We start from the raw sequence: 25,560 nt of genomic DNA, 5'->3' as shown, positions 1-25,560 counted from the left end.
GCGCCGGCAGCTTCCGCGAGGGCGGCGACGAGACCGTCACCGTCGTGCACGTCATGCGTCACGGAGCGGTCGAGAACCCGGGCGGGGTCCTGTACGGACGGCTGCCCGGCTACCACCTCTCCGAGCTGGGGCGCAGCATGGCCGACCGGGTGGCCGAGCACCTCGCCGACCGCGACATCACTCACGTCGTCGCCTCGCCGCTGGAGCGCGCCCAGGAGTCCGCGACACCCATCGCCAAGGCGCACGGCCTGGACGTCGCCAGTGACGAGGACCTGATCGAGGCGGACAACGTCTTCCAGGGCAGGACCGTGGGCGTGGGGGACGGCGCGCTGCGCAGGCCCGCGAACTGGCGCCATCTCTTCAACCCGTTCCGGCCGTCGTGGGGCGAGTCGTACGTGCACCAGGTGCAGCGGATGCGTACCGCCCTGGACGCCGCGCGCGACGCCGCGCGCGGCCACGAGGCCGTCTGCGTCTCGCACCAGCTGCCGATCTGGACGCTGCGCAGCTTCGTCGAGCGCCGCCGGCTGTGGCACGACCCGCGCCGGAGGCAGTGCACCCTCGCCTCCCTCACCACGTTCACCTTCAACGGCGACAAGATCGTCTCTGTCGGCTACACGGAGCCGGCCCGCGACCTGGTACCGCCGCATCTGCGTGCGGGAGCCAAGTCGTCGAGGGGCGGCGGAGGGCGCGGGGCCTGACATGGCGCTGCGGCCCAGCGCGTGCCGCACGGTGCCCGCCGCCGGCCGCGCCCGCCCGATGCCGGGCCGCCGCAACTGCGGACGCCCTGTGCGCAACGGGCACAAGGGGGGCGCGGAAGATCAGCTCCGGGCCCATGCGAAACTTTTCACATGAGTCAGACCCGTGCCTTCCTGCACCGCCCCGCACTGCTGATCGCGTTGCTCGCGGCGGGCGCGTCGGTGCTGGCCGGGTGCACCGACGACAAGGCCGGTTCGTCGTCAGGAGACACGAAGTTCGTACAGGGCACTGGGAAGATCACCGAGGTCGAGCGAGGCGGGCGGCAGAAAGCGCCGGACATTTCGGGCAGAGGTGTCGACGGAAAGCGCCTGGAACTCTCCGACTACAAGGGGAAGATCGTCGTCCTGAACGTCTGGGGGTCCTGGTGCGCGCCCTGCCGCGCGGAGGCACCCAACCTCGCCAAGGTCGCCAAGGAGACCGAGGGCAAGGACGTGCAGTTCGTCGGGATCAACACCCGCGATCTGGACCGCGCCAACGCCAAGGCGTTCGAGCGCAACTACGGCATCGACTACCCGAGCTTCTACGACCCCAGCGGCAGGCTCATCCTGCGCTTCCCCAAGGGCAGCCTCTCACCGCAGGCCATCCCGTCCACGCTCATCCTCGACCGCGACGGGAAGATCGCCGTACGGGCGCTGAAGGAGCTCGGCGAGAAGGAACTGCGCTCCGCGCTGGACCCGTTGACGGCGGAGAAGTGACCCCGGCATGAGCGCGCTCGCCACCGCCGCGGCATCCTCCGCCGGCGCCGCTCTGGCGGCCGGTCCGGCGGAGGTGAACCACACGGTTCTCAGCGGGGCCCTGCTGCTGGCCGTTCCCGTGGCCGTACTGGGCGGTCTCGTCTCCTTCTTCTCCCCGTGCGTTCTGCCGCTCGTGCCCGGCTACCTCAGCTATGTCACCGGCGTCAGCGGGACGGACCTGGCGCAGGCGAGGCGCGGCCGGATGTTCCTCGGGGCGGGCCTCTTCGTGCTCGGCTTTACCGCGGTCTTCGTCTCCGGCGGCGCCCTGTTCGGGGGCTTCGGCGCGACGCTGCAGGAGCACCGGGCGGTGATTTCCAGGGTGCTCGGCGCCCTGACGATCCTGATGGGGCTCGCATTCATGGGCGCGCTCGGCCCGCTGTCCCGCCTCACCTCGCGCGAACTGCGCATCCAGCGGCGCCCGTCCGTCGGTCTCGCGGGCGCGCCCATGCTCGGCGTGCTGTTCGGCATCGGCTGGACCCCGTGCATCGGGCCGACCCTCGCGGCGGTGCAGACCCTGGCGTTCAGCGAGGCCAGCGCGGGGCGTGGCGCCCTGCTCACGGTGGCGTACTGCCTCGGGCTGGGCCTGCCGTTCGTCGTCGCGGCCGTCGCCTTCCGCCGCACGCTGGGTGCCTTCGGCTGGGTGAAGCGGCACTATGCGTGGGTGATGCGGACCGGCGGCGTGATGCTCGTCGCGGTCGGCCTGCTGCTCGTGACCGGGGTCTGGGACCGGATCGTGTACGACCTTCAAGTCTGGTCGTCCGACTACACCGTGGGAATCTGAGATGCGTACGACGGACACCGGATCGGACACCGCCGCCGGAGCCGGCGCAGGCCGCGGGAACGGCAACTCCGCGGCCGGTGACGCGGCCCCGGAGGGGACCTCCGAGGAGACGCGGCTCGCGCAGGAGGCCGAGTCCCAGCTCTCCTCGCTGTCCACCGCACCCGGCGAGGAGAAGCTCAACGTCCCCTCGATCGGGGTCATCGGCTGGGCGCGCTGGTTCTGGCGGCAGCTGACCTCGATGCGCGTCGCACTGATCCTTCTCTTCCTGCTCTCCCTCGCGGCGATCCCCGGCTCGGTGATCCCGCAGAGCAACGTCGACCGGGTCAAGGTCGAGGACTTCCAGAAGAAGCACGACGTGCTCTCGCCCGTCTACGAGAGGCTCCAGCTCTTCGACGTCTACACGTCGGTCTGGTTCTCGGCGATCTACATCCTGCTGTTCATCTCGCTGGCAGGCTGCATCGTCCCCCGCACCTGGCAGTTCGTGGGACAGCTGCGCAGCAGGCCGCCCCGCGCGCCGCGCCGCCTGGAGCGGATGCCGGCCTACACGACCTGGCACACGGACACCGCCCCGGACGAAGTGCTCGGCGGAGCCCGGAGGTTGCTGGCGGGGCGGCGCTTCCGCGTCGAGCGCGAGGGTGACGCCGTCGCCTCGGAGAAGGGCTATCTGCGCGAGGCGGGCAACCTCCTCTTCCACATCGCCCTGATCGTGCTGCTGCTCGCGTTCGCCGCCGGCCAGTTGTGGAAGTCCGACGGCGGCAAGCTGATCGTCAAGGGCGACGGCTTCTCCAACACCCTGCCGCAGTACGACGACTTCAAGTCCGGCTCCCTCTTCGAACCGGACGACCTGGAGTCGTTCGGCTTCAGCCTCAAGGACTTCCACGCGACGTACGAGGAGTCCGGTCCGCAGAAGGGCACCGCACGCGACTACCGCGCGGACGTCTCGTACTGGAAGGGCGCCGACGGCAAGGAGCAGCAGGACTCGATCAAGGTCAACCACCCGCTGCAGATCGGCGATTCGAAGGTCTTCCTGAACGGCAACGGCTACGCACCCGTCGTCTCCGTCAAGGACGGCGAGGGCCGGACCGCCTACCGCGGCCCCGTCGCCTTCCTCCCTCAGGACGGCAACCTCACCTCGTCCGGCGTCGTCAAGGTCACCGACTACCGGAACGCCGAGGGCCGCAAGGACCAACTCGGCTTCCAGGGCTTCTTCGTGCCGACCTTCGGCGGCTCGGGGGCGGGCACGATGTTCTCGCAGTCGCCGTCCCTGAAGTACCCGGTGCTCTTCCTGACCGCCTACCACGGCGACCTCGGGATGGAGTTCGGAGCCGCGCAGAGCGTGTACCAGCTCGACACCAAGCGCATGAAGCAGTTCAAGAAGGGCGACGGAAGCCCGCTGGCGAAGAAGATCCTGCCCGGCGAGACGATGAAACTGCCGGACGGCGACGCCGAGTTGAAGTTCGAAGGCGTGCGCCAGTGGGCCCAGTTCCAGATCGTCCACGAGGTCGGCAGCGGCTGGGCGCTGGGCGGTGCGCTCGCCGCGATCGGCGGCCTCGCGGGCTCGCTGTTCATCCAGCGCCGGCGCGTGTGGGTGCGGGCGGTCGCCGGCCCCGACGGACGTACGGTCGTGGAGATGGCCGGCCTCGGCCGCAGCGAGTCGGCCAGACTCCCCGAGGAGCTGGGCGACTTGGCGTACGCCATGCAGGCGGAGGCGCCGCCCGTGCAGGACGAGTCCACGGCCGGCGAACCCCCGGCCGACGAAGACACGCAGGCCGGGAACGAGCCGGAGAACGAGCACCACAAAGACGACAAGGACAAGGCCGAGGACGGCGCCGAAGCCTCGCCGCGAGGAGACCGCACGTGAACATCGCCGCTGCTGGAACGAACGAGAATCTCGCCGAGATCAGCAACTACCTGATCTATTCGGCGATGGCCGTCTACACCCTCACCTTCGTCGCGCACATCGCCGAATGGGTCTTCGGCAGCCGCAGCAAGGTGGCACGTACCGCTGCCGCGCTGAGCCCCGGCCGCGAGAAGGAGGGGCAGACGGGCGAGGAGGCCGCCGGTTCTGACGCGGCTGCGGCCACCGATAAGTCCTCGGCCGCGAAGGGCGCGGCGGCCGGCGGCACATCGGTGCTGGAGCGTCCGCGTCCCAAGGTCGTCGTCCGCTCCTCCGCGGGCCGCCGCGGCGAACTGCCGGACGGCCCCGGTGCCGCCGCCGGCGACGAACAGGGCGATCTGTACGGCCGGATCGCGGTCTCGCTCACGACCCTCGCGTTCCTGCTGCACGTCGCGGGCGTGCTGGCCCGCTCGCTCTCGGTGCAGCGTGCCCCGTGGGGCAACATGTACGAGTTCTCGACGGCCTTCTCCATGGTCGCCGTCGGCGCCTATCTCGCCTTCCTCGTCGCGAAGAAGAACGTCCGCTGGATCGGGCTGCCGCTGGTGGCGACCGTCCTGCTGGACCTCGGCCTGGCCGTGACCGTGCTGTACACCGAGAGCGACCAGCTCGTGCCGGCGCTGCACTCGTACTGGCTGTGGATCCACGTCTCGCTGGCGATCGCCTGCGGCGCGCTGTTCTACCTCGGCTTCGTCTCGACGGCGCTCTACCTCTTCCGGGACCGGTACGAGACGAAGCTGCTGAGCGGCGGCACCCCGGGTGGCTTCGCCACGTCGGTCCTGGAGCGGCTGCCCTCGTCGGTCTCGCTCGACAAGTTCGCCTACCGCATCAACGCGGCCGTCTTCCCGTTCTGGACCTTCACCATCGTCGCCGGGGCCATCTGGGCCGGCGACGCATGGGGCCGCTACTGGGGCTGGGACCCCAAGGAGGTCTGGTCGTTCATCACGTGGGTCGCCTACGCCTGCTACCTGCACGCGCGCGCGACCGCCGGCTGGAAGGGCCGCAAGGCCGCCTACCTGGCACTCATCGCCTTCGCGTGCTTCCTGTTCAACTACTACGGCGTGAACATCTTCTTCAACGGCAAGCACTCGTACGCGGGCGTCGGCTGAGGTCCGGGGACCCGTTCGTCCCAGCTCAGCTCTTGGGGCTGAGCTTCCGGGGGCTCAGCTCTTGGGCGGCGTCTCGTCCGGGCCGCCCTGGCCCTCGTCGCGTCGCCTCGACTCCTCGTCGCGGCGGCGCAGTTCGGCCTCCTGCGGCTCTGCCCCGGGACGCGGCTCGTGCCCGGTCTCGCCGCTGCCGCTGTCCGTGACGTCCGTGACGTCCGTGACGCCGCCCTCGCCCGAGCCCGAGCCCGAGCGGGGGTCGGCTCCGCCCGTGCCGTTCCGCTCGTCGCCGGGCTCGCCGTCGTCCTGCGGTCCGCCGGGCTGCGAACCGCCCTTGATGGACTTGAGGAACTCGGGGTTGTCGTCCGGCGCGACCCAGCGGCGCTCGTCGGGACGCGTCGCACCGTACGGTGCGTTCCTGCGCGGCCGTCCGACGACGAACCATGCGACGGGGCCCAGAAGTACCTGCCCGAAGAGCAGGATGATGATGACCCACACCACCTTCGGCAGCTTCCGTACTTCCTTCTCAGGAGTATTGAGGCAGTCGATGAAGGCGTAGATCCACACCGCCAGGACGAGAAGGAACGGCAGATACCTGAGCATGTGGGACGCCCCCTAGGCGAGCCGACTCGGCACGGTGGGCCGGAAGTGCGGTTTGTGCGGTTCGTCTTGCTTGTCTTCGTTTGTGCGCCCGCGTTCGCGTTCGCGCGCGGAGCACGTGCCACGGCGTTCGCGCGGTACGTACGTAAGCCAGCGTAACGGTGTCGGGAAGGGCCCGGGGGCGGCCGGTGAAGCGGGGGGACCCATGCCGGATACTGGGGCGCATGGCATACGACGATCTCCGCTCGCTGCTGCGGGCGCTGGAGCGTGACGGGGACCTGAAGCGGATCAAGGCAGAGGTCGATCCGCATCTCGAGATCGGTGAGATCGTCGACCGGGTTCAGAAGTCCGGCGGGCCCGCGCTGCTGTTCGAGAACGTGAAGGGTTCCTCCCTTCCCCTCGCGATGAACGTCTTCGGGACGGACCGCCGCCTGCTGAAGGCTCTCGGCCTCGAGTCGTACGACGAGATCAGCGAGAAGATCGGCGGGCTGCTCAAGCCCGAACTGCCGCAGGGCTTCGTCGGGATGAGGGAGGCGTTCGGCAAGCTCGGCGCGATGACGCACGTACCGCCGAAGAAGGTGAAGGGCGCACCCGTCCAGGAGGTGGTCCTCGAGGCCGACGACGTCGACCTGGAGGCGCTGCCCGCGCTGTTCACCTGGCCCGAGGACGGCGGCTCCTTCTTCAACCTCGGTCTGACGCACACCAAGCACCCCGAGACGGGCGTGCGCAACCTGGGTCTCTACCGCCTCCAGAGGCACGACCGCCGAACCATCGGGATGCACTGGCAGATCCACAAGGACAGCCGGAACCACTACCAGGTCGCCGCGCGGCGCGGCGAGAAGCTGCCGGTCGCCATCGCCTTCGGCTGCCCGCCCGCCGTGACGTACGCCTCGACGGCACCGCTGCCCGGCGACATCGACGAATACCTCTTCGCGGGCTTCACGCAGGGCAAGCGCGTCGAGATGACCGACTGCAGGACCGTGCCGCTCCAGGTGCCCGCGAACGCGGAAGTGGTGCTGGAGGGCTGGCTGGAGCCCGGAAAGACGCTGCCCGAGGGGCCGTTCGGCGACCACACCGGGTTCTACACGCCGCAGGAGGAATTCCCCGCGCTGACGATCGACTGCGTGACGATGCGCAAGCGCCCGGTCTTCCAGTCGATCGTGGTGGGCAGGCCGCCGACGGAGGACGGGCCGCTGGGGCGCGCCACCGAGCGGTTCTTCCTGCCGCTGCTGAAGATCATCGTCCCGGACATCGTGGACTACCACCTGCCCGAGGCCGGGGGCTTCCACAACTGCATGATCGTCTCGATCGACAAGAAGTACCCGAAGCACGCCCAGAAGGTCATGCACGCCATCTGGGGTGCGCACATGCTCTCCCTGGAGAAGCTGATCGTCGTCGTCGACGCGGAGTGCGACGTGCGTGATCTGCACGAGGTGGCGTGGCGGGCCCTCGGGAACGTCGACTACTCCCGCGACCTGACGGTCGTCGAGGGGCCCGTCGACCACCTCGACCACGCCTCGTACCAGCAGTTCTGGGGCGGCAAGGCCGGGGTCGACGCGACCACGAAGCTCCCGGAGGAGGGCTACACCCGCGACGGCGGCTGGCCGCACTCCATCGAGTCCGATCCCGATGTCGCACGGCTCGTCACCCAGCGCTGGAAGGAGTACGGCCTGTGAGCGGCGATGCCGTGACCGGCGACGGCGCGCGGGCCGACGTCAGCCCGCCACGCGGAGGCGTGAAGGCCTTCCTGCGGCTGGTGATGATCGAGCACTCCGTCTTCGCGCTGCCGTTCGCGTACATCGCGGCGCTCACGGCGATGTTCCGTGCGAGCGGCGCCGTCCAGTGGCGGGAGCTGCTGCTCATCACCGTGGCGATGGTGGGGATGCGCACCTTCGCCATGGCCGCGAACCGGATCATCGACCGCGAGATCGACGCACGCAATCCCCGGACCGCCGGGCGCGAACTCGTGACCGGTGCGCTCTCGGTGCGGTCCGCGTGGACCGGTGCGCTGATCGCTGTCGCCGTCTTCCTGGGTGCGTGCGCCCTGCTCAACCCGCTCTGCCTCGCGCTGGCACCCGTCGCCGTGGTGCCGATGGTGGTCTACCCGTACGGGAAGCGCTTCACGGACTTCCCGCACGCCATCCTCGGACTCGCCCAGGCGATAGGGCCCGTCGGCGCCTGGATTGCCGTGACCGGGGCCTGGTCGTGGGAGGCCGTGGTGCTGGGCCTCGCGGTCGGCGTGTGGATCGGCGGCTTCGACCTGATCTTCGGCTGCCAGGACGTCGCGGCGGACCGCGCGCACGGGGTGCGTTCCGTCCCGGCGCGGTTCGGCATCGCGGCGGCGCTCCACGGGGCCCGCGGCAGCCACGTCGTTACGGTGGCGCTGCTGGCGTGGTTCGGGGTGCTCACCGCGGCGGGGGTCTTCTGGTGGCTGGGCCTGCTGATCGTCGCTGCCGCCTTCGTCTACGAGCACTCCATCGTCAGGCCGGGCGACCTCTCCCGGCTCAACCGGGCCTTCTTCACGGTCAACGGGTTCATCGGCATCGCGCTGTTCGTGTGCGCGCTGCTGGACCTGTCGGTGCGCGGCCTGAGCGTCTGACCGTACGAGGCGCACGGCCCCGGAATGCGCACGCGCACGGGCGCGCGGTTCGGCTCTGCAACGGGACGGCCCACGTCAGTGCCAGGCCGGCTTGCCGCCTCCCGGCGTACGGGCGGTCGAGGTCATGAAGGCGGCCACGATGCCGCCGACCAGGCCGAATAGGTGGCCCTGCCACGAGATCCCGGCCTCCGTGGGCAGCACGCCCCACAGGATCGATCCGTAGAACACCGCGACGACACCGCCGAGTGCCACGTCCGTGATCCGCCTGTCCACGAAGCCGCGCACGAGCAGATAGCCGAACAGCCCGAAGATCAGGCCGGAGGCGCCCGCCGTGTTGCTGTCGTCGGGCGCGACCAGCCACACGCCGACCCCGCTGACCACGATGATCGTGAAGGCGACGGCCAGGAACCGCCCGGTTCCGCGCAGTGCCGCGAGAAAGCCGAGGACGAGCAGCGGCACCGTGTTCGCGATGAGGTGGCCGAAACCGAAGTGCATGAAGGCCGCCGGGATGACGTCGACCAGTTCGCCCTGCCTGCGCGGGACGATGCCGAAGGTGTCCAGAGCGTTGCCCGTCGCCTGGTCCACGGCTTCGAGGAGCCACAGCAGCCCCGTCCAGAGCAGGATCAGCTTCGCGGCGGGCTTGGCGCCCTGCCGCGGCGATCTGTCGCTGTTCGTGCTGTTGATGCCGGAGCCTGATCCGTACGCCATCGAGTCTCCCCCTGAGAGACAGTCGCGGAGCCGATGCCTGTGACCTTGAGAACGTGGCAGTGGGCTCGCGGAGTTCCACGGGTCCAGGATCGGGCAGTCAGGAACTCCAGGATGGCGTCAGAACTTCTCCGTGCCCAGAGCGCCATACATCCAGGTCGCCATCAGGTCCTGCGGCTCGAGCTCCCTGGTGCCGCCGGGAGCGGTCACGGCGACGGCGTCGCCACTGCTGAACTCCAGGCGCAGAGGCAGGTGGGCGTCGCCCCGCGTGAACTGACCCAGGTCAAGGGTGAGGGAGGTGAGCTGCCCGCGCCGGATCGACAGGTCCCCCGCGATGTCGCCGTCGGGCACGCGTGCGGGGTCGATCTCGGCCCCCAGGGGCCGCAGCGCGGCGATGAGATCCTTCGCGGCCTTGCGCCCGGGCAGCGTCATGCGTACGCGCTCCGCGCCCCTCTGTTCGCCCTTGGCTTCGAATTCGGCGTGCTTGCGGAGCAGATCCTGCACGCCGCTGATGAACTCGCGCTGGGACTGACCGTCGAGCGCCGCGCCGATGGTGACCGCGTCCCGGATCTCGCGGCTCCGCCTTGCCTCGTCGCTCTTGCGGTCCCTGTTCTTTTCCTCCCCTTTTTCCCTCTTGTCCTTGTGGCCCTTCTCACCCTTGCTCTTCTTTTTGTTCCTCTTGTCCTCTTCGATCTGCTCGTCCCGCTGCCGTTCCGCGAGCGTCACGGCCACCTGCGCGAATTCGTCGAACGCCTCGGGGTCCGCGCGCACCCACTCGCCCTTGAGCGCGTCCTCGGCCGCCGCCATGGTGGGCGGGAGGTCGTCCGCGAGGGCGACGATCTCCGACGCCGTCTCGCGCGCGTCCTTCGAGCCGACGGTGTGCTTGACCAGGGCCCGCAGACTGACCCGCAGATACAGCTCGTCCTCGACGGACTTGAGCGCCGCGACGTCCTTTCCGCCGAAGTTCAGCGCCGCCGCCACGTTCGCGGCGTCGGACTGGGGCATCTCCTTCAGCGGAGTCTTTTCGTCCTCGTCGTCCGTACCCGCCGACACGGTCAGCTCGGCGTGCGCCAGCATGTGCGCGGCCTGCTTCGAGCCGCGGTGCTTCCCGTCGCCCGCCCGTGCGGTGAGGAATTCGCGGGCCTCGCGGGGTGATCCGTCCACGGACACGATGACCGTCGCGGCGGGCTGGTCGCCGAGCTTCACGACGGAGTTCCGCACCTTCATGCCGGTCGTGAGGCGTTGGGCCGAGGTGCACGCCGACACGGAGGTGGCGAGCAGCAGCGCACAGGTCGCGACGGCGACGGCGCGGTGCGGCGTCGTGGAACGGAGCTGCCCGTACGGCGGACGGAAGAACTGCATCCCCCGAGCCAATACCAAAACCGGCCCGCGACGCCAGTCGTGGGCCCGGACCTACGCTCCGGAGGCGTGGCCCCCCAACTCGCCCTCCCACCGCCGGTAGAGCTTGTGCGGCACACCCGCCGCGTCGAGCACGCGGCCCGCGACGAAGTCGACGAGGTGCTGCACGGTACTGCCGCCCGCGTAGAAGGCGGGCGACGCGGGCAGCACCACCGCGCCCGCGTCGTCCAGCGAGACGAGGTGCCGAAGCGTCTGCCCGTGCAGCGGCGTCTCCCGCACGGCTACGACGAGCGGCCGCCGCTCCTTGAGCGTCACGGAGGCGGCCCGCTGGAGCAGATCCTTCGACAGGCCGAGCGCGACACCGGCCACGCACGCGGTGCTCGCCGGCACGATGAGCATCCCCCGCGCCGGATACGAGCCGGACGAAGGCCCGGCCGCGAGGTCACCGGCGGGCCAGTGCCGCACGGCGGAGACGTCCGGGTCGAAGGCGTCCGGTGTGCCGTCGGCGCCGAAGGAGAGCCAGCGGCGCAGATCCTCCTGGGCGTGCGCGTCACGGAACGGATGCCCGGTCTCGTCGATGATCGTGAGCCGCGCCGCCCGGCTCACCACGAGGTCCACGGACTCCCCGGCGTGCAGCAGGGCACGCAGCACGGCGGCCGCGTACGGCGTGCCGGAAGCGCCGGAGACACCGACGATCCACGGCGTACGAGGCGTGCTGGTTCCGGTCGTGGAAGTCACGCGACCGAGCCTACGCGCGGCTTCGGGGGACGGGTCCGCGGGTGACGGAAGGGTCCCAGGACGACTAGAGGAGAGGTGTCTGAGGGCGAGCAGTCCCCATGCCTTAGATTCGTTACCGGAGATTTCGCGGAGCCCACGGTTCCCCTGCCGCCGGCGGGGAGCCCCCAAGCATTCGGCAACGGAGGCACCAGGACCCATGGACGCGGTGGACAGGCAGCTCATTCAGGCGCTGCGTGAGAACGGCAGGGCCTCCTACGCCGAGCTGGGCCGGCTCGTCGGTCTTTCCGGCCCCAGCGTCACCGACCGCATCAACCGTCTCGAGACCGCGGGTGTCATCACCGGCTACCGGGCGACGGTCGACGCGCCCTCGCTGGGCCTGGGCGTCACGGCCCTCATCGGCATCCAGCTCACCGACGCCACCGACCACGAGGACGTGGCGGCGCGGCTGCGCGAGCTGAGCGAGGTCGAGGACTGCTGGTTCATCGCCGGGGACGACTCCTTCATGCTCAAGGCCCGCGCCTCGGACGTGGACGCGCTGGAGTCCCTCATCCGCCGGCTGTCCGGCACCAAGGGCGTCTCCCGTACGCGTACGACAGTGGTGCTCTCGACGAAGTGGGAGAACCGGGTCACCGACCTGCCGAACGAGGCCTGACCCCTGGGCCCCGCAAGGCCGTTCGGGAGCCGGGACCGGCCGGTCCCGCGGGCCCCGGGGACGGGGAGTAGGCTCAAAAAGGCGCTCGAAGCAGAAATTCTAGGAGGGCGACGCATGGACTCTGGGCTCAAGCGGGAGCTGGAGGAGAAGGTCCGCGCAGGTGTACGGCTGACGCGTGAGGACGGCATCGCCCTGTACGACTGCGACGACCTCGCCTGGCTCGGAGGTCTCGCCCACGAGGTGCGAACGAAGAAGAACGGCAACGTCGTTCACTTCAACATCAACCGCCACCTCAACATGACGAACGTGTGCACCGCCTCCTGCGCGTACTGCTCCTTCCAGCGCAAGCCGGGGGAGAAGGACGCGTACACGATGCGCATCGAGGAGGCGGTGAAGCTCGCCAAGGCCATGGAGGGCGACAACCTCACCGAGCTCCACATCGTCAACGGCCTCCACCCGACGCTGCCTTGGCGCTACTACCCGCGTTCGCTCAGCGCCCTCAAGGAGGCGCTGCCCGACAACGTCTCGCTGAAGGCGTTCACCGCCACCGAGATCCAGCACTTCGAGACGATCTCCGGGATGGACGCGAGCGAGATCCTCGACATCCTCATCGAGTCCGGCCTCGAATCGCTGACGGGCGGCGGCGCCGAGATCTTCGACTGGGAGGTCCGCCAGCACATCGTCGACCACGACACCCACTGGGAGGACTGGTCGCGCATCCACCGCCTCGCGCATCAGAAGGGCCTCAAGACGCCCTGCACGATGCTCTACGGGCACATCGAGGAGCGCCGCCACCGCGTCGACCACGTGCTGCGCCTGCGTGAACTGCAGGACGAGACGGGCGGTTTCCAGGTCTTCATCCCGCTGCGCTACCAGCACGACTTCGTCGACATGCAGGACGGCAAGGTCCGCAACCGGCTCCAGGCGCGCACCACGATGGCCTCGGGCGCCGAGGCGCTGAAAACCTTCGCGGTCTCCCGCCTGCTGTTCGACAACGTGCCGCACGTGAAGGTCTTCTGGGTCATGCACGGCGTCCAGACCGCTCAGCTCGCGCTCCAGCACGGCGCCGACGACATGGACGGATCCGTGGTCGAGTACAAGATCACTCACGACGCGGACAACTACGGGACGCCCGACAAGCTGACGCGTGAGGACCTGCTCGACCTGATCCGCGACGCCGGCTTCCAGCCCGTCGAGCGCAACACCCGCTACGAGGTCATCCGCGAGTACGACGGCCCGGACCCGGAGCGCCGCGAGTCGCCCCAGCCGATGCGCATCTGAGTCCCTCGACTGCGTCCGGGGGCGCCGGCCCGGGAGACCCCGATCTTCTGCCTCAGGGTTCCGGGCGCGGGCGCCCCCGGCCGACCCGGCTCAGCGGCGCACGGCCGTCGGTCCTCGCCCGCCCTGCGTGCGGCGCGGGCCCTGCCCGGGACCCTGGCTCTGCGCGTACCCGGTCAACTGCCCGTTTCTGCGGGGCTGTTCGGTCGCACGGGAGCGCGCGGCGTGCGGCACGGTCGCCAGCCGCGGCTCGGCCAGCCGCCGCTGCACGCCCTGCACCACGCGGTGAGCGGCGAAGGTCGCTCCGTACACGAAACGCATGGACGGGCCGAAGGACGGCGTCGCCAGCAGCCCCGCGAAGAACAGCCCGGGGTGCGAGGACTCGAACCGTGCGTTCAGCTCGGGTGCGTCGCTCGTGCCGACGCGGTGCAGGATGCTGCGCACGGACTCGTCCAGCATCGCCAGCCGGGCCAGCCGCGGGGAGAACCCAGTCGCCGCCACGACATGGTCCGTCTCGACGGTGCGCATGGCGCCGTCGGCGGACTCCAGGCGCAGACGCACCTGGTCACGCACCTGCTCCGCCGAGCTGAGACGGCTGCCCAGCAGCACCGGCACGGCGAACTCGAAGCGGTCGCGCAGCCACCATGCACCGGCAGGGCCGAGCGCGGTGCGTGCGATGTGCTGCCGCAGCGCCCCCGGCAGCTTCCGTACCGCCCACGGCATCTCGGAGAAGACCCAGCTCGGCCAGCCGGTGCCGAGTCCGCAGTGCGGGTCGCGGAGCGACGTGAGCAGCGATCGCTGAAGCGGCTGGGGCTGCGAGTTCCAGTTGATGCGGTCCGTGCGGGCCACGACCCGTACGTGGGCGCCCTCCTCGGCGAGCAGCGCCGCGGTCTCCAGCGCCGCCTGCCCGGCGCCGACCACGGTCACGTCCTTGTTGCTGAAGCGGCTCAGATCGCGGTGGTGGCTGCTGTGCGAGACGAGCCCAGGCTGCAGTTTCCGCAGCGGGCCGGGCTTGTGCACGAACGGCATGACACCGACCGCGACGGCGACGGTGCGGGTCACCAGCACGTCCCCCTCGGCCGTCTCGACGCGGAACCCGCGGGCGCACGGGATGATCGACGTCGCCGTCTGTTCCTCCGCCGCAGGCGCCGCCTTGCTGCCGAACCACTGCCCGTAGTCGGTGAACGTGCCGATCGGCAGGGGCTTTCCGTGCTCCACCGTGATGCCGCGAGCGGCGCAGTACGCGGCGAGCGTGTGCGTACCGGCCGGGTCGGAGAGGTTCGAGGACCAGGGCTCGGACTTGAGGAACATGCCCTTGGGCATGTGGTCCCGCCACGAGGCCATGGGACGGCCCAGGACGCGCAGATTGAGTCCGGCGGCCGCGGCGTGCGAGGCGATGGAGAGGCCGTAGGGACCTGCGCCCACCACTACGAGGTCGTACATGCGTTTCCTTCTCTCTGATCTTTCACTGATCGCTCATCACGGGTGGAGCGGAAATGCGGAGCTGACGGCAGGCCCGGAGCCGACGCGGCAAGCGCCGCCCGTACGGATCTGACGCGCTGCCAGACCTTGAGTGCGCCTCGGGCGAACCAGGCCGCGGCCATGGCGAAGAACGGACGCGGATCGTCGGCCGCGAACCAGGCGCGCTCCACGGCGCGGGAGCGGCCCCCTGCTTGCGGTCCCTGCTGCCGGTGACCGCGGTGACCTCCCCGTTCACCCCGGTCACCTCGCGCTTCCCACTCGTCCGGCTCCTCCCGCCGTCCCCGCCCGAGCGAAGCGCCCATGACCAGGGCCGACAGCAGGGCGTAGTTCTCGGCGACGAAGACCCGTCCCTGCCCGCCGGACCGGGCGGGCACCTCACGCCCCGTCAGATGCAGATGCTGCGCGCGTACGACGTCCAGCCCGCCGTCGTCGGTGAAGAGCCGGAACTGCGCGCCGGGCCGCGGGTTGAAGTCGAGCAGGTTGTAGCTGCCCGTCACGGGGTCGAGCCGGAAGTCGAGGTCGAGGATGCCGCGGTACTCGACCCGCGCCGCGAGCCGTGCGGCCTCCTCCTCCACCTCACGGTTCGCGATCCAGGTGCCGACCGCCGTCAGGCCCGTGCGCGGGGGCCATGAGCGCTCCTTGCGTCCCGCGCCGCCGGCGAGGAAGCCCCGGTCGCCGTCCGCGTATCCGTGGAAGAACCAGTCCCTTCCACGGCCGCCGGCCAGCCGCTGCTGCAGCAGGAGCCGGCTGCCCGCGTGGGTGCTGCGCTCGTACAACTCGCATGCCTCGGTGGGGGTCCGTACGAGCGTGGTGCTGCGCATGCCCTTGGGCAGCAGCCACGGCCTGCTCCACTTGGCGATCACCGGGGGTCCCAGCAGCGTCGCCTCGCGTGCCGCCTCTGCGGCGCTGTCCGGTGCCACGGTGACCGGGTGCGCGATGCCCAGGTCCCGGCAGAGTCCGGCCAGTTCGGCCTTGTCGGCGACGCGGGCAGGCAGGTCCGGCGCGATGTCCGGGAGCAGGAAGCCGCGGTCCCGCAGGCGCCCGGAGAGCGAGGCCACGCCGATCGCGCCACGGTCGTCCAGCGCGATGAGCACGGCCGGCCTGCCGATGGCGTCCGAGATGCGCAAGAGTGCCCGTTCGAGTTCGGCGTCCGAAGTGCCGCCCGGCGGCAGCGAATGCATCCGGTGGACGAACCGGGAGCGGTCCACGGGCCCCGGCGCCGCCTCCGCGAGGTGGACCTCGATCCCCGTGCGCCCCAGGGACCTGATGGCTCCGAGTGTTCCGTGGTGGAACGGATTGGGGTCGAGCCGGATCAGGAGGGCGGGGACTTCCGTGTCGAACGGCGGCATTGGTATGTCCTTGCGTCATGAATAGTGCGAACAGGGAGAAAATATCCCCATTGGCCTATCAGACCGCACCGAGCCGTGCCGAACGGTTAGGTCGGAAATGCGTGTTTTGCGACTAATGAGGTCGCCGGAGGACAGGAGAACGGATGCGGAGCCCCAAACGCCGCGGATACAAGGAGGTCTGCGGCCTCGTCATCGCCGGCGGGCTTCTCGCTTCCTGTACGGTCCTGCCGATGAATCTGCCCGATTTCGAGACGGAATCGTTCATCCGGAGCGTCACTTCGAGCGAGGTCGTACCGAATTCGGGCCCCAGTTCCGAACCGACGGGCGCCGGCTCATCCGCCCGGCCCGCCTCGCTCAGCAGCGTCCAGACCGCCCAGACTCCACTCGCCCCGCTCGGCGCGTTCCTCCGTGCCGATCCGGACGGTGTGCAGCGCATCCCGCAGCTGCAACGCTGGCTCGGCGGTACGGAACTGAAGGTGGGTCACTCGTATCTCCCCGGCGACCTGTGGTCCAACATCGAGGGCCGGCCCGGTTTCCTCGAACCGTGGACGAAGTGGCGGCGGGCCCAGCAGGACCGGATGTTCGTGCTCAACGTGCCGATGCTGGAACGCAACGAGGAAGGCCTGTCGGACCGCGAGGTACGGGGGCTGCTGCGTGCCGGTGCGGCCGGCCGCTTCGACAGCCACTTCCGGACCCTCTCCGAACGCCTGGTCCAGCAGAAGGCACCGGACACCGTGATCGTGCTCGGCTGGGAGATGAACGGCACGACGTACTCGCACCGTTGCGGCCCCGATGCCGACGCGTGGAAGAAGTATTGGCGGCGGATCGTCACCTCCATGCGCTCGGTTCCCGGACAGAAGTTCCGCTTCGACTTCGCGCCGAGCCGCGGCCGCGACGCCTACCCGTGGACGGAGTGCTACCCGGGCGACGACGTCGTCGACATCATCGGCATGGACGCCTACGACCAGCCGGCGGGAAGCTCCTTCGACGAGCAGGTGAGCGAGCCGTACGGACTCCAGGCCCAGGTCGACTTCGCGAGGAAGCACGGCAAGGCCATCTCGTACCCGGAGTGGGGTCTGTTCCGCAACGGCGACAACCCGGAGTACGTCCGCCGGATGCTCGACTGGTTCGACCGCCACAAGCCGCTGTACCAGACCCTCACCGACTACTGCCCGCACGGCGTGTGGCAGTGCCCCCACAATCCCGATTCCGCCGAGACCTACCGTGCCGTCCTCTTCGGCCGGTCCGGCAGCACGCCCGCGCCGTCACCCGGCGCCGGCGCGACCGAGGCGCCGACTCCCGCACCGATGCCTTCGCCCTCGCGCACAGCGGTCCCCGTACCGACGGAATCGGAAGCGCGGATCCCGTGGTACGAGGACTGCTTCGTCGTCGGCAGGTACTGCCTGCGGTTCGACAAGGTGCCGCGGAACTCGTGGGTGTCCCGGGCGGGGCTCTACGACTGACGGCTGCCGCCGGGAATACGCGCGTCGGGCTCCTCCGCCCCCGAGACGGAGGAGCCCGACCCGACGTTCACGACCGTTGCTTCTCCGACTCCGCGGCCGCGTCCGTCCCGGCCCGCCCGGCACCGCCCGGCCGGAACCGATCCATCCAGCCGGCGTCCCTGGCTCGCCGCACGGCCACCGCCGCCAGCTCGCGTCCCTTGGCCTGCGCGAGATGCACTCCCAGCACGGGCGCCATCTCCCGACGGGCCATCACAAGACGTTGGCTGGCGACGGATTCGGCCTGCCATCTCAGCTTGTGCGGCTCCGCGCCGCGCAGCAGATTGAGGGTGCCGGCTCCCGTGGATGCCGCGTGCGCGGCGGCGTGCCGCAGCAGCATCGTGGTGATGTCGACCCGCTGCGACCGCAGCTTCGGGTGTGCGCCGTAGAGATATCCGCAGACCATGTCCCGGCTGGTGAAGGTGATGTCCGAGGCCACGACCTCGTCGTCGACGCGGTACTCGGTGATGGTCGCGTCACCCCGCTCCGCCATGCGCTCGACCGTGCTCTCCAGGTGGGCGCGGAAGCGCGGCCGCAGATGCTCGGGCGTCACCCCGCGGCCCTCCCACTGCATCGCGTGCAGCTTCAGGAGGGTTCGGACGGCACCGGCCGCCTCCGACGGCAGCACGTCGTGCTCCTTGATCCCCATCTTGTCGATCTTGCGGAGCTTCTGACGGGTGCGCTTCGCGCTGCCGGCGGGCAGCCGTTCCAGCAGCTTCTCCATGGGGACCCCGGGCAGTTCGAGGCACACGGAGTCCTTCAGCGTCCGGCGCGGACCGGACCAGGCGTCGTACAGCTCCTCCGCCGCGGCACCGTGGCGCACCTCGCGCAGGTCGACGAGCGCTCCGCGCGCGGCCCGGTGCATCGCCCTCGCGAGACACGCGGCCGCGTCCGGGAACTCGGCGTCCAGCAGCACATCGCAGAAGTCGGTGATGCCGCCGCCGAGCGCGACCAGCGTCGGCAGGGGCCGGTACGTGAGCATCAGCGGCGCCACAGCGACCAGCCGGCCCTTGTCGCGTACGAGGACGACGCGGAGCCGGTCCGTCCTGCCGTACGACTGCCACCAGGAGTTCAGCCAGGTGTGGGACTGGAACGGTGTGGAGCCCCTGCTGCGCCCGCGCAGTTCGTCCCACTCCCGGGCGAGGGCGGCGAACTCCGACGGGTCCCGGCAGACACTGGCGGTGGTCATCGTCCCGCCTCCGTCAGGGAGTTGGCGCTCGTGGACTCCGACGTGGGAACGGAGCCGGTGGTCCCCTCGGGCGTACGGCCGCCGTCGGCCGCCACGGGACTGCCCGTGTACTCGGGGCGGCGGGACTGCGGACGGGCGAGCAGCGCCAGTCCGCCGAGCAGCCCGCCCGCGCACGCACCCACGGCGACCGTGACCTCCCGGGACGGCGAGACGGGCGTCGCCGGTGCCACGGCCTGGGAGAGGAGGGTCAGGCGGGCGCCGGTCCGCTTCACCGACGCCTTGGCCGTGTGCGTGAGCGCCTTCGCGACGGCGTCGGCGTTCTTCGCCGCCTGTGAGGCGCTGGAGGAGGTCGCGGTGATCTGCACCATCGGGGCGTCGGGTGACGTGGTCGCCTGGATGCCCTGCCGGATCGTGCCCCGCCGCAGGCCCGCCCGCTTCTCCGCGTCGGCGAGGATCATGGGATCGGTGGCGATCTTGCCGAACGCCTGAGCGTAACCCAGCGCACCGCCCGCCTCCGACGGGCCGGACGGCGAGACGACGACGTAGCTGATGGCGGAGTACTGCGGAGGCGTGATCTCCGAGTACGCGCCGCCGGCGCCGGCACCCAGCACGAGGCAGACGGGCAGCGGCCACCATCGGGGCGTGCGGCGCAGCCACGCCCTGAGGCGGACGGACAGCCGCGGTCCCCGAGGCACGGAGGGCTCAGGGACGGGCGGGTTCGTGCCGGCCCGTGCGGACGAGGTGCCCCCGGCAACGGCCTTGCGCCGAAGGGGAGTTGTCCTGGTGAGAGCGGAGGTCTTGCTGCGGCCGCTCATCGGCGGCGCCGAGGCCGCCGGCTTCTCGCCCCGGATCCTGCGCTTTCCGGCCCGTCCCGTCTTGCCGTCCTTGGCGGTGCCGCCCGTGCCCGTCTCTGTCTTGGTGACGGACTGCGTCTTCGCCCCCGCATCCGTCCCGGGCTCGGTGACGGACTTGGCCTTAGCACCGGCCTCGGTCTTCGTACCGGCCTCCGGCTCGGTGACCGGCTGCGCCTTCGCGGCCGGCTTACCGGCGGTGTCGGCGTCGCTGTTGCCTTCCCGTCCGCCGTCCTTCTTGCCGTCCTTGTTGCCGTTCGTCGTGGTGCCGGGCTTGGAGTCGGGCTTGGTACCGGGGGTGGTGTCGGGCCTGGCGTCCGGCTTCGGGTCCGTCTTGGTGCCCGGCTCGGCGTCGGCCGCGTCGGGCTTCACCGCTTCGCTGCCCGATGTGCCGGACGGGCTCTTCTCCGGGGTGCTCTCCGCGCTCTCGCGGCCGGCGGCCTTCGCGCCGTCGCCGGTGCCGGAGTTCGACGAGCGGTCGTGGTGCCGGGACTGCGTCGTGCGCGCCGAGCCGTCCGCGGTGGGGTTGTTGGCCGATCCCTGTACGGCTTTGGGCATGGCAGGACTCACCTCGTTGTCAGGGGTAGGGATGTCGGTGCCGGTACGGGAGTCGCCGCGGCCGGCGCCGTTGCGGGCAGTTGCGGTGCGCCCGTCGCAGCGCGGTAGACGGCCATCAGCCGCTCCGCGCTGCGGGTAATGTCGTAGCGCTCCACGACGGGCGGTACGGACAGCCGTACGGGCCCCGAGTTCTGGTACTCGCAGAGGAGCGCGGTGAGTTCCGGCACGCCGGTGCCGATGCGGCGGGCGCCGGGTGCCTCCTCCGGCGGCAGGTCGTCGATGGCCGGGCATGTCACGTGCAGTGCCGGCAGTCCCGCCGCGAGGGCTTCGAGAACCGCGAGTCCGAAGGACTCCTCGGACGAGGGCGAGACGAACACGTCCATCGCGGCGAGAAGGTCCGGGATCTCCCACGCGCCGACGCCGGACGAGGCGACCGTCCCGTCGCACTCGCCGAGCATGTTGATACGGTCGAGCGCGCCGAGCGCCGTGGCGATGCCGTGGAGCGTCTCGCGTTCGGGTCCGTCACCCGCGAGCACCAGCCGCGCGTCGGGCAGCACGGACACGGCCCGTACGAGCGTCTCGAAGTGCTTGCCCGGTACCAGCCTCCCCACCCCGCCCACGACGAAGGCGTCCTGGGGGATGCCGAGCCGCCCGCGCGTGGTGGCGCGGGCCAGGGGGTCGAAGCGGAAGCGGTGGGCGTCGATGCCGTTGGGAACGGTGTGCAGCCGGGAAGCCGGCACTCCCCATCGCCGCAGTCGCTGCGCGACGGTGTCGGAGACCGCGACGGTGGCGCAGCCCAGCCGCTCGGAGGCCAGATACAGCGCGCGGATGCCCGGTCCGAGCCGCCTCCCCTCGATCGTGTCCTCGCCGAGGGAGTGCTCAGTAGCGATGACGGCACGCACGCCGGCGAGCCGTGCCGCGAGGCGGCCGTACAGACAGGCCCGGTAGAGGTGGGTGTGGACGAGGTCGTAGCCGCCCTCACGGAGCATGTGGACCAGCAGCGGCATGACCGTCGCGTCGAGGTTGCCGGTCATGCCCAGGTGAGTGACGCGGTGGCCGTCGGCGAGGATGCCCTCGGCCACGGCGCCCGGGGCGGTGAGCGTGAACACGTCGCAGCGGACGGGCAGATGGCGGAGCATCAGCCGCAGTTGCTGCTCGGCGCCGCCCACGCCGAGCCCGGTGATGATGTGTGCGACCTTCATCGAGCGCCGCCGGTTCTTCCGCTGCCGACCGCTCCCTCGTCCTCTCCGATCTCCGCACCGGCGTCCCTCGGCACCTGCGGCTCCGGGGGAACCGCCTTGCGCCGGAGCGGGTTGAGCGTCCGCTTCAGGAACAGCCGGACGGAGGTGTCGGAGGCGTCGATGTGCACCCTCGGCAGGGCGTGCATGCACGTGAGCGCTCCGGGGTCGATCGCGCACGCGTAGCCGTAACCGGCGTTGCGCACCGCCTTGACGGCCCGGGGATCGACCGTCCCGTACGGGTAGCAGAAACCCTCCGGATCGGTGCCGGTGATGTCCGCGAGCAGCTCGCGGCTCTGCTTCGTCTCCCGCTCGACCGTCGCGTCGTCGGCCGTCGTCAGATCGGTGTGCATCATGCCGTGCGAGCCGACCTCCATGCCCTCGGCCGCCGCGGTGCGGATGCCCTGGGCGTCCAGGAGCGGCTTGCGCGGGCCGAGTTCGTCCCAGGCGTTCTCGCCGCCGAGCCGCCCGGGCAGTACGAAGACGGTGGCCGTGCATCCGTGCCTGCGCAGCAGTGGCAGCGCGCTGTCGACGAAGTCGGTGTAGCCGTCGTCGAAGGTCAGCCCGACCAGTCCGGCGCCGCGTCCGGCGGCGCGCGCCCGCATCAGCTCGCCCACGCTCACGCCGGAGAGCCCGCGGGCGCGCAGCCAGCGCAACTGCCGGTCGAGGCGGTACGGAGAGACGGTGATCCGGTACGGGTCGTCCGTGCAGCTGGAGACCGAGTGGTACATCAGCACCCACGGAGGCCTCCGCCGCCGCATGCTGGTGCGAACGGTCGCGGGGGCGGTCACCGCCTCGCGTGCGGTCGCCGGTACGGGCACCCGTCGCTGGGGCGATGGCAGCGGCAGAGCGGGGATGCGGGCACGGAACTCAGCGGACATGAGCGAACCTTCGTTTGACGGTGGCGAACAGCTGAGGCACCTCCGGGGCCCTGACGAGGCGGGCCACGGATGCGAAGACGACGAGGACGGCCACGCCGCCGGCCGCGGCACCCGCCAGCGGATCGGCGACGAGGCGGGCCGCACCCCAGCCCGCGGCGCCGGCTACGGCTGCCGCCAGCAGCAGCCGGGCCAGCCCGGCGGCGACCCGGCGCACATCGATGGCGACCACGCGGGCGCCGAGGCCGTGCAGCAGGAGCAGCGCGGCGGTGAGGATCCCGGCGGCGTTGGCGGCGGCGATGCCGTGAACTCCCCACTGGCGCACGGCGAGCGCCCCGGCGACGACGGTGACGAGGAGCCCCACGGCCATCGCCGCGGCCGGATACCAGGTGGGCCGTGTACCGGAGAAGAACGGACGCACCAGGGCGCCCACCAGGCTGTGACCGAGCAGACCGAAGCTGTAGACGCGCATCACGGACGCCGTGTCGGCGGTGTCGCGGGCGTCGAACGCGCCCCGCTGGAAGAGGAGTTGGATGAGCTGTGGTGCGCAGGCGATGACGTAGGCGGCGCCCAGCAGCACGACGATCCCGACCAGCGCCAGGTCCCGCTCCACGCGCAGGCGCGCCCGCTGCTTGTCGCCTTCCGCCATGGCGCGTGCCACGACGGGGAAGGTGACGGTGCACACCATCAGCGAGAGCACCATCGGCATCTGCGCGACCTTCTGCGCGTAGTTGAGGTGCGAGATGGCGCCCGCGGGCAGGGGCGAGGCCAGATAGCGCTCGAAGAGCACCTGCGCCTGGCGGCTGAGGGCGAAGCACACGACCGGCGCCAGCACGCCGAGGCCGAGCAGCGCGATGCGGCTGGTGTACCCGGCCTGACCGGCCGCAGCAGTGGCCGGGGGAGCGGTCGCCTCCGGGGAGTCCGGCACGGGACGGGCGGCGGTGGGGCCGGTGCCGTCGGACGGTGCGGAGCTGCCGGATGTCGCGGCGGGGCTCGCCGGAACCTTCGCGGACGCCGGCGCCGCCGCGGGGGCATCCGCGGCAGCCACGGCCTTGCGGAGCCCGACTGCCGTCCTGCGCTTCTCACGCGACGGCAACTGCCTGAGGAACGACGGCAGTTGGACCAGGACCATCAGGCCGCCGCCCACCGCGACCCCCACGGCGGCAGCCCGCACGCCCCACAGGGTGTGCCCGGCGAACATGACCGCGATGATCGCCGCGTTGTACGCGACGTAGATCGCCGCGGGTGCGACGAAGCGCCGGTGGGCGCGCAGCGCGGCGCTGAAGTACCCGGCCAGCCCGAAGGTCACCACGGTCAGGGACGTCAGACGCATGCAGTCGACGGCCGTACGGGCGTCCGGCAGACCCGGTGCCAGCACCCGCACCAGCAGCGGAGCGGCGAGCAGCATCAGTGCGGCGGTCGCGGTGAGCCCCAGCAGCAGCCGCGGCAGGGTCCGCCTCACGACACCCAGCACCGGGTCGCGTCCGGCGGCGTCCGCGTCGAGCAGGGCGCCGCCGTCCGCCGCGCCCGAACGGGCCGCCGCACGACGGGAGAGGGCGAGGCTGAAGGCGGGGACGAGGATCAGCGCCATCGCGTCCTCGATGAGCAGCGTCGCGGCCAGCTCAGGGACGGTCCATGCGATGAGGAAGGCGTCGGTGTCGGCGTCGGCGCCGAACAGGCTGGCGATCGCCTGGTCCCGGAGCAGGCCGAAGAAAGCGCCGGCCGCCGTGAGGGCAGCGGTGATCACGGCGGCGCGGGCGAGGAACCTGCCCAGTGGTGGACGGTCTGCGTCGCCGGTCCTGCCGTTGCCGTCGCTCCCGTCGCCGGTGCCCGTGAGCGTCGCCGCGTCCTGAGTGGTGGTGCGGGAGGCGTGCGTTTCCGTCATCGGGCGGATGCCTCTGCCTTGTCGTCGGCGCTCGTCGCGGGGGAGTTCGGGTGGGAAGCGTCGGCCACGGGGGAGGAGGCCAGGGCCCACCAGGCGACCGTTCCGAGGAGGACCGCGGTCAGCACGGTCGACGGGCCGCCGATGTCGGCGTAGAGGAAGTCGACGCCCTGCCAGACCAGCAGCCCGACGGCGGCCAGCCCGCAGTCGGCGGCGCCGGGGGCGTCCGCGGAGCCGCCGCCGAGGTGTACGCGGCGGGCGGCGTGCAGACGCCGCAGCCCGCACACGAGCAGCACGCCTCCGCTGCCGACGACGGCCACGGCGCCGATCAGTCCCTGCTCGCTGAGGACGAGCAGATACATGTTGTGCGGGGAGAGCAGCGGTTCCTTGTGGAACTGCATGCCCGCCCCGGCGGTGTCGCTGCCGGAGGAGAGCCCCAACGAGGCGTGTCCGTCGCGGTAGGCAGGGAAGTTCTTCGGGCCGACACCCGTTGCGGGGTCGTCCTGCCACATCGCGGTGGCGGCCGACCAGAGGCTGTAGCGGTCGGTGACGGACCGGTCAGGGGCGGAGCTGATGTCGGTGATGCTGGTCAGCCGCTCCTGGACCATGGACGAACCGACCCCGAAGCCCCCTACGAGCACCACCGACGCGGCGGCCATCGCGAGGAAGACGAGCACCGCCCTGCGCACGCCCGCCAGCAGCAGCACCACCGCGCACGCGACCGCCGTGGCGATCCACGCGCCGCGGCTGTAGGAGAGGACGAGCGGAGGTACGAGGGCCGCGGCGCACCACATCGCGATGACGCGCTGCCGCCGTGAGATGTCGCGCCGGTCCGCGAGGCCGAGCGCGAAGGCGGTCACCAGCCCCAGCGAGACCACCGTGGACATCCCCATGACGTCCAGCGGCCCGAACGTGCCCACGGCGCGCACGTCCTGGCCCATGTACGAGGCGCCGGTCCCGGTCAGGCTCTGTACGACGCCGACGGCTCCCTGCACCAGGGCCAGCAGGATCAGCGCCCAGGACAGCAGCCGGAAGTCACGGGTGCCGCGCAGCAGTAGCAGCAGCGCACCCGGGACCAGCACGAAGATCTGCAGATACCGGACGAAGCCCGGAAGGCTCGCCCAGGGATCGGCGGACGCGGCGGTCGCCACCGCAAAGGCGACAGCCGGTGCCCCGAGCACCGAAGCCGCCGTGGGTGTAAGCCGACCGCCGCGTCCGCGCAGCAGCCTCACCAGGCACCACACCACCAGTACCAGGGAGGCCGCGTCTGCGGCAGTGATCTTGCCCGAAGTGGTCACGTCGCCGGTCTGAATCGGCACGCACAGGATGAGAACGGTGGCCACGGCGGGCACCATCGGCGCCCATCGGCGCCAGAACGCCGGGCTGGTCACGGGCGGCCCGTGCCGCGTGTCCCACTCGCCGTCCGGCTCGCCCG

General features: G+C 71.0%; 22 protein-coding genes. 10 read left to right on the top strand and 12 right to left on the bottom strand.

The window, feature by feature from the left end; translation table 11 throughout:
• Window positions 1–53: 53 nt before the first annotated feature.
• From I004_RS0126355 to ccsB, 5 genes are all read left to right on the top strand, one after another.
• A complete protein-coding gene (locus tag I004_RS0126355; protein WP_051345467.1) occupies window positions 54–698 on the top strand; it encodes a histidine phosphatase family protein in 645 nt (214 codons plus the stop codon).
• 150 nt (window positions 699–848) lie between these two features.
• Window positions 849–1,451: a TlpA disulfide reductase family protein gene (locus I004_RS0126350; protein WP_028437951.1), complete on the top strand. Its 603-nt coding sequence runs from the start codon at window positions 849–851 to the stop codon at window positions 1,449–1,451.
• Window positions 1,452–1,458: 7 nt separating this feature from the next.
• Window positions 1,459–2,271, top strand: coding sequence for a cytochrome c biogenesis protein CcdA (locus I004_RS0126345; protein WP_037977860.1), 813 nt, complete (start codon window positions 1,459–1,461; stop codon window positions 2,269–2,271).
• A 1-nt stretch (window position 2,272) separates the two neighbouring features.
• A complete protein-coding gene (gene resB / locus I004_RS36185) occupies window positions 2,273–4,132 on the top strand; it encodes a cytochrome c biogenesis protein ResB (protein WP_078511827.1) in 1,860 nt (619 codons plus the stop codon).
• Window positions 4,129–5,274 carry a c-type cytochrome biogenesis protein CcsB gene (gene ccsB / locus I004_RS0126335; protein ID WP_028437949.1) on the top strand — a complete coding sequence of 382 codons (1,146 nt, stop codon included), beginning with the start codon at window positions 4,129–4,131 and terminating at the stop codon, window positions 5,272–5,274. Before resB ends, ccsB begins: the two co-directional genes overlap by 4 nt.
• A 54-nt stretch (window positions 5,275–5,328) precedes the next feature.
• Here the strand turns inward: ccsB and I004_RS40520 are convergent, their stop codons facing one another.
• On the bottom strand, window positions 5,329–5,871 hold the full coding sequence (locus tag I004_RS40520) for a PLDc N-terminal domain-containing protein (RefSeq protein WP_028437948.1): 543 nt from the start codon (window positions 5,869–5,871) through the stop codon (window positions 5,329–5,331).
• A 221-nt stretch (window positions 5,872–6,092) separates the two neighbouring features.
• Between I004_RS40520 and I004_RS0126325 the strand changes: the two genes are divergently transcribed.
• Window positions 6,093–7,544, top strand: coding sequence for a menaquinone biosynthesis decarboxylase (locus I004_RS0126325; RefSeq protein ID WP_028437947.1), 1,452 nt, complete (start codon window positions 6,093–6,095; stop codon window positions 7,542–7,544).
• Window positions 7,541–8,467 (top strand): menaquinone biosynthesis prenyltransferase MqnP, encoded by a 927-nt coding sequence (mqnP, locus tag I004_RS0126320; RefSeq protein WP_028437946.1) that lies wholly within the window; start codon window positions 7,541–7,543, stop codon window positions 8,465–8,467. The genes I004_RS0126325 and mqnP overlap by 4 nt, the downstream gene beginning before the upstream one ends.
• Before the next feature lie 75 nt (window positions 8,468–8,542).
• On the opposite strand, the gene I004_RS36180 is transcribed toward mqnP, so the two are convergent.
• The 3 genes from I004_RS36180 to I004_RS0126305 form a co-directional block, all read right to left on the bottom strand.
• Window positions 8,543–9,175 (bottom strand): rhomboid family protein, encoded by a 633-nt coding sequence (locus tag I004_RS36180; protein ID WP_078511826.1) that lies wholly within the window; start codon window positions 9,173–9,175, stop codon window positions 8,543–8,545.
• 117 nt (window positions 9,176–9,292) lie between these two features.
• Window positions 9,293–10,534, bottom strand: a complete 1,242-nt coding sequence (locus tag I004_RS0126310) for a hypothetical protein (protein ID WP_028437945.1) — start codon at window positions 10,532–10,534, stop codon at window positions 9,293–9,295.
• Between the two features lie 51 nt (window positions 10,535–10,585).
• Entirely contained in the window at window positions 10,586–11,269 is a 684-nt protein-coding gene (locus I004_RS0126305; RefSeq protein WP_028437944.1) for a UbiX family flavin prenyltransferase, read from the bottom strand.
• Between the two features lie 196 nt (window positions 11,270–11,465).
• On the opposite strand from I004_RS0126305, the gene I004_RS0126300 reads away from it, so the two are divergent.
• Both I004_RS0126300 and mqnE read left to right on the top strand, forming a co-directional pair.
• Window positions 11,466–11,921, top strand: a complete 456-nt coding sequence (locus I004_RS0126300) for an Lrp/AsnC family transcriptional regulator (protein ID WP_028437943.1) — start codon at window positions 11,466–11,468, stop codon at window positions 11,919–11,921.
• Between the two features lie 114 nt (window positions 11,922–12,035).
• Entirely contained in the window at window positions 12,036–13,202 is a 1,167-nt protein-coding gene (mqnE, locus tag I004_RS0126295; protein ID WP_028437942.1) for an aminofutalosine synthase MqnE, read from the top strand.
• 90 nt (window positions 13,203–13,292) lie between these two features.
• On the opposite strand, the gene I004_RS36175 is transcribed toward mqnE, so the two are convergent.
• Together I004_RS36175 and I004_RS36170 are read right to left on the bottom strand one after the other, a co-directional pair.
• Complete coding sequence (locus tag I004_RS36175; RefSeq protein WP_078511825.1) at window positions 13,293–14,642, bottom strand: NAD(P)-binding domain-containing protein; 1,350 nt, start codon at window positions 14,640–14,642, stop codon at window positions 13,293–13,295.
• On the bottom strand, window positions 14,627–16,030 hold the full coding sequence (locus I004_RS36170) for an ATP-grasp domain-containing protein (RefSeq protein WP_078511824.1): 1,404 nt from the start codon (window positions 16,028–16,030) through the stop codon (window positions 14,627–14,629). The genes I004_RS36175 and I004_RS36170 overlap by 16 nt, the downstream gene beginning before the upstream one ends.
• A 143-nt stretch (window positions 16,031–16,173) precedes the next feature.
• Between I004_RS36170 and I004_RS0126280 the strand changes: the two genes are divergently transcribed.
• On the top strand, window positions 16,174–17,493 hold the full coding sequence (locus I004_RS0126280; protein WP_078511823.1) for a glycosyl hydrolase: 1,320 nt from the start codon (window positions 16,174–16,176) through the stop codon (window positions 17,491–17,493).
• A 67-nt stretch (window positions 17,494–17,560) separates the two neighbouring features.
• Here the strand turns inward: I004_RS0126280 and I004_RS36165 are convergent, their stop codons facing one another.
• The 6 genes from I004_RS36165 to I004_RS36150 all read right to left on the bottom strand — a co-directional run bounded on the left by I004_RS36165 (window position 17,561) and on the right by I004_RS36150 (window position 25,480).
• Window positions 17,561–18,718 (bottom strand): GNAT family N-acetyltransferase, encoded by a 1,158-nt coding sequence (locus tag I004_RS36165; RefSeq protein ID WP_078511822.1) that lies wholly within the window; start codon window positions 18,716–18,718, stop codon window positions 17,561–17,563.
• Entirely contained in the window at window positions 18,715–20,127 is a 1,413-nt protein-coding gene (locus tag I004_RS37720) for a hypothetical protein (protein WP_051345454.1), read from the bottom strand. Before I004_RS37720 ends, I004_RS36165 begins: the two co-directional genes overlap by 4 nt.
• Window positions 20,128–20,135: 8 nt before the next feature.
• The gene (locus I004_RS0126265; RefSeq protein WP_028437940.1) at window positions 20,136–21,329 is read right to left on the bottom strand and encodes a glycosyltransferase; all 1,194 of its coding nucleotides are present in this window, start codon (window positions 21,327–21,329) and stop codon (window positions 20,136–20,138) included.
• Complete coding sequence (locus I004_RS36155) at window positions 21,326–22,096, bottom strand: polysaccharide deacetylase family protein (protein WP_051345465.1); 771 nt, start codon at window positions 22,094–22,096, stop codon at window positions 21,326–21,328. The genes I004_RS0126265 and I004_RS36155 overlap by 4 nt, the downstream gene beginning before the upstream one ends.
• Before the next feature lie 139 nt (window positions 22,097–22,235).
• Window positions 22,236–24,128, bottom strand: a complete 1,893-nt coding sequence (locus tag I004_RS0126255; RefSeq protein WP_028437939.1) for a lipid II flippase MurJ — start codon at window positions 24,126–24,128, stop codon at window positions 22,236–22,238.
• Window positions 24,125–25,480, bottom strand: coding sequence for an O-antigen ligase family protein (locus I004_RS36150; RefSeq protein WP_078511834.1), 1,356 nt, complete (start codon window positions 25,478–25,480; stop codon window positions 24,125–24,127). Before I004_RS36150 ends, I004_RS0126255 begins: the two co-directional genes overlap by 4 nt.
• Window positions 25,481–25,560: the final 80 nt, after the last annotated feature.

Source organism: Streptomyces sp. TAA486, from assembly GCF_000426165.1.
Note: the sequence above shows the minus strand (reverse complement) of the source record. Positions and strands in the feature narration are given on the sequence as shown.

What these genes read in the sequence shown, in the direction of transcription:
- I004_RS0126355 (WP_051345467.1), top strand. Translation starts at nt 54, where the DNA reads ATGCGTCACGGAGCGGTCGAGAACCCGGGCGGGGTCCTGTACGGACGG.
- I004_RS0126350 (WP_028437951.1), top strand. Translation starts at nt 849, where the DNA reads ATGAGTCAGACCCGTGCCTTCCTGCACCGCCCCGCACTGCTGATCGCG.
- I004_RS0126345 (WP_037977860.1), top strand. Translation starts at nt 1,459, where the DNA reads ATGAGCGCGCTCGCCACCGCCGCGGCATCCTCCGCCGGCGCCGCTCTG.
- resB (WP_078511827.1), top strand. Translation starts at nt 2,273, where the DNA reads ATGCGTACGACGGACACCGGATCGGACACCGCCGCCGGAGCCGGCGCA.
- I004_RS40520 (WP_028437948.1), bottom strand. Translation starts at nt 5,871, where the DNA reads ATGCTCAGGTATCTGCCGTTCCTTCTCGTCCTGGCGGTGTGGATCTAC.
- I004_RS0126325 (WP_028437947.1), top strand. Translation starts at nt 6,093, where the DNA reads ATGGCATACGACGATCTCCGCTCGCTGCTGCGGGCGCTGGAGCGTGAC.
- I004_RS36180 (WP_078511826.1), bottom strand. Translation starts at nt 9,175, where the DNA reads ATGGCGTACGGATCAGGCTCCGGCATCAACAGCACGAACAGCGACAGA.
- I004_RS0126310 (WP_028437945.1), bottom strand. Translation starts at nt 10,534, where the DNA reads ATGCAGTTCTTCCGTCCGCCGTACGGGCAGCTCCGTTCCACGACGCCG.
- I004_RS0126300 (WP_028437943.1), top strand. Translation starts at nt 11,466, where the DNA reads ATGGACGCGGTGGACAGGCAGCTCATTCAGGCGCTGCGTGAGAACGGC.
- mqnE (WP_028437942.1), top strand. Translation starts at nt 12,036, where the DNA reads ATGGACTCTGGGCTCAAGCGGGAGCTGGAGGAGAAGGTCCGCGCAGGT.
- I004_RS36175 (WP_078511825.1), bottom strand. Translation starts at nt 14,642, where the DNA reads ATGTACGACCTCGTAGTGGTGGGCGCAGGTCCCTACGGCCTCTCCATC.
- I004_RS36170 (WP_078511824.1), bottom strand. Translation starts at nt 16,030, where the DNA reads ATGCCGCCGTTCGACACGGAAGTCCCCGCCCTCCTGATCCGGCTCGAC.
- I004_RS0126280 (WP_078511823.1), top strand. Translation starts at nt 16,174, where the DNA reads ATGCGGAGCCCCAAACGCCGCGGATACAAGGAGGTCTGCGGCCTCGTC.
- I004_RS36165 (WP_078511822.1), bottom strand. Translation starts at nt 18,718, where the DNA reads ATGACCACCGCCAGTGTCTGCCGGGACCCGTCGGAGTTCGCCGCCCTC.
- I004_RS37720 (WP_051345454.1), bottom strand. Translation starts at nt 20,127, where the DNA reads ATGCCCAAAGCCGTACAGGGATCGGCCAACAACCCCACCGCGGACGGC.
- I004_RS0126265 (WP_028437940.1), bottom strand. Translation starts at nt 21,329, where the DNA reads ATGAAGGTCGCACACATCATCACCGGGCTCGGCGTGGGCGGCGCCGAG.
- I004_RS36155 (WP_051345465.1), bottom strand. Translation starts at nt 22,096, where the DNA reads ATGTACCACTCGGTCTCCAGCTGCACGGACGACCCGTACCGGATCACC.
- I004_RS0126255 (WP_028437939.1), bottom strand. Translation starts at nt 24,128, where the DNA reads ATGACGGAAACGCACGCCTCCCGCACCACCACTCAGGACGCGGCGACG.
- I004_RS36150 (WP_078511834.1), bottom strand. Translation starts at nt 25,480, where the DNA reads ATGGTGCCCGCCGTGGCCACCGTTCTCATCCTGTGCGTGCCGATTCAG.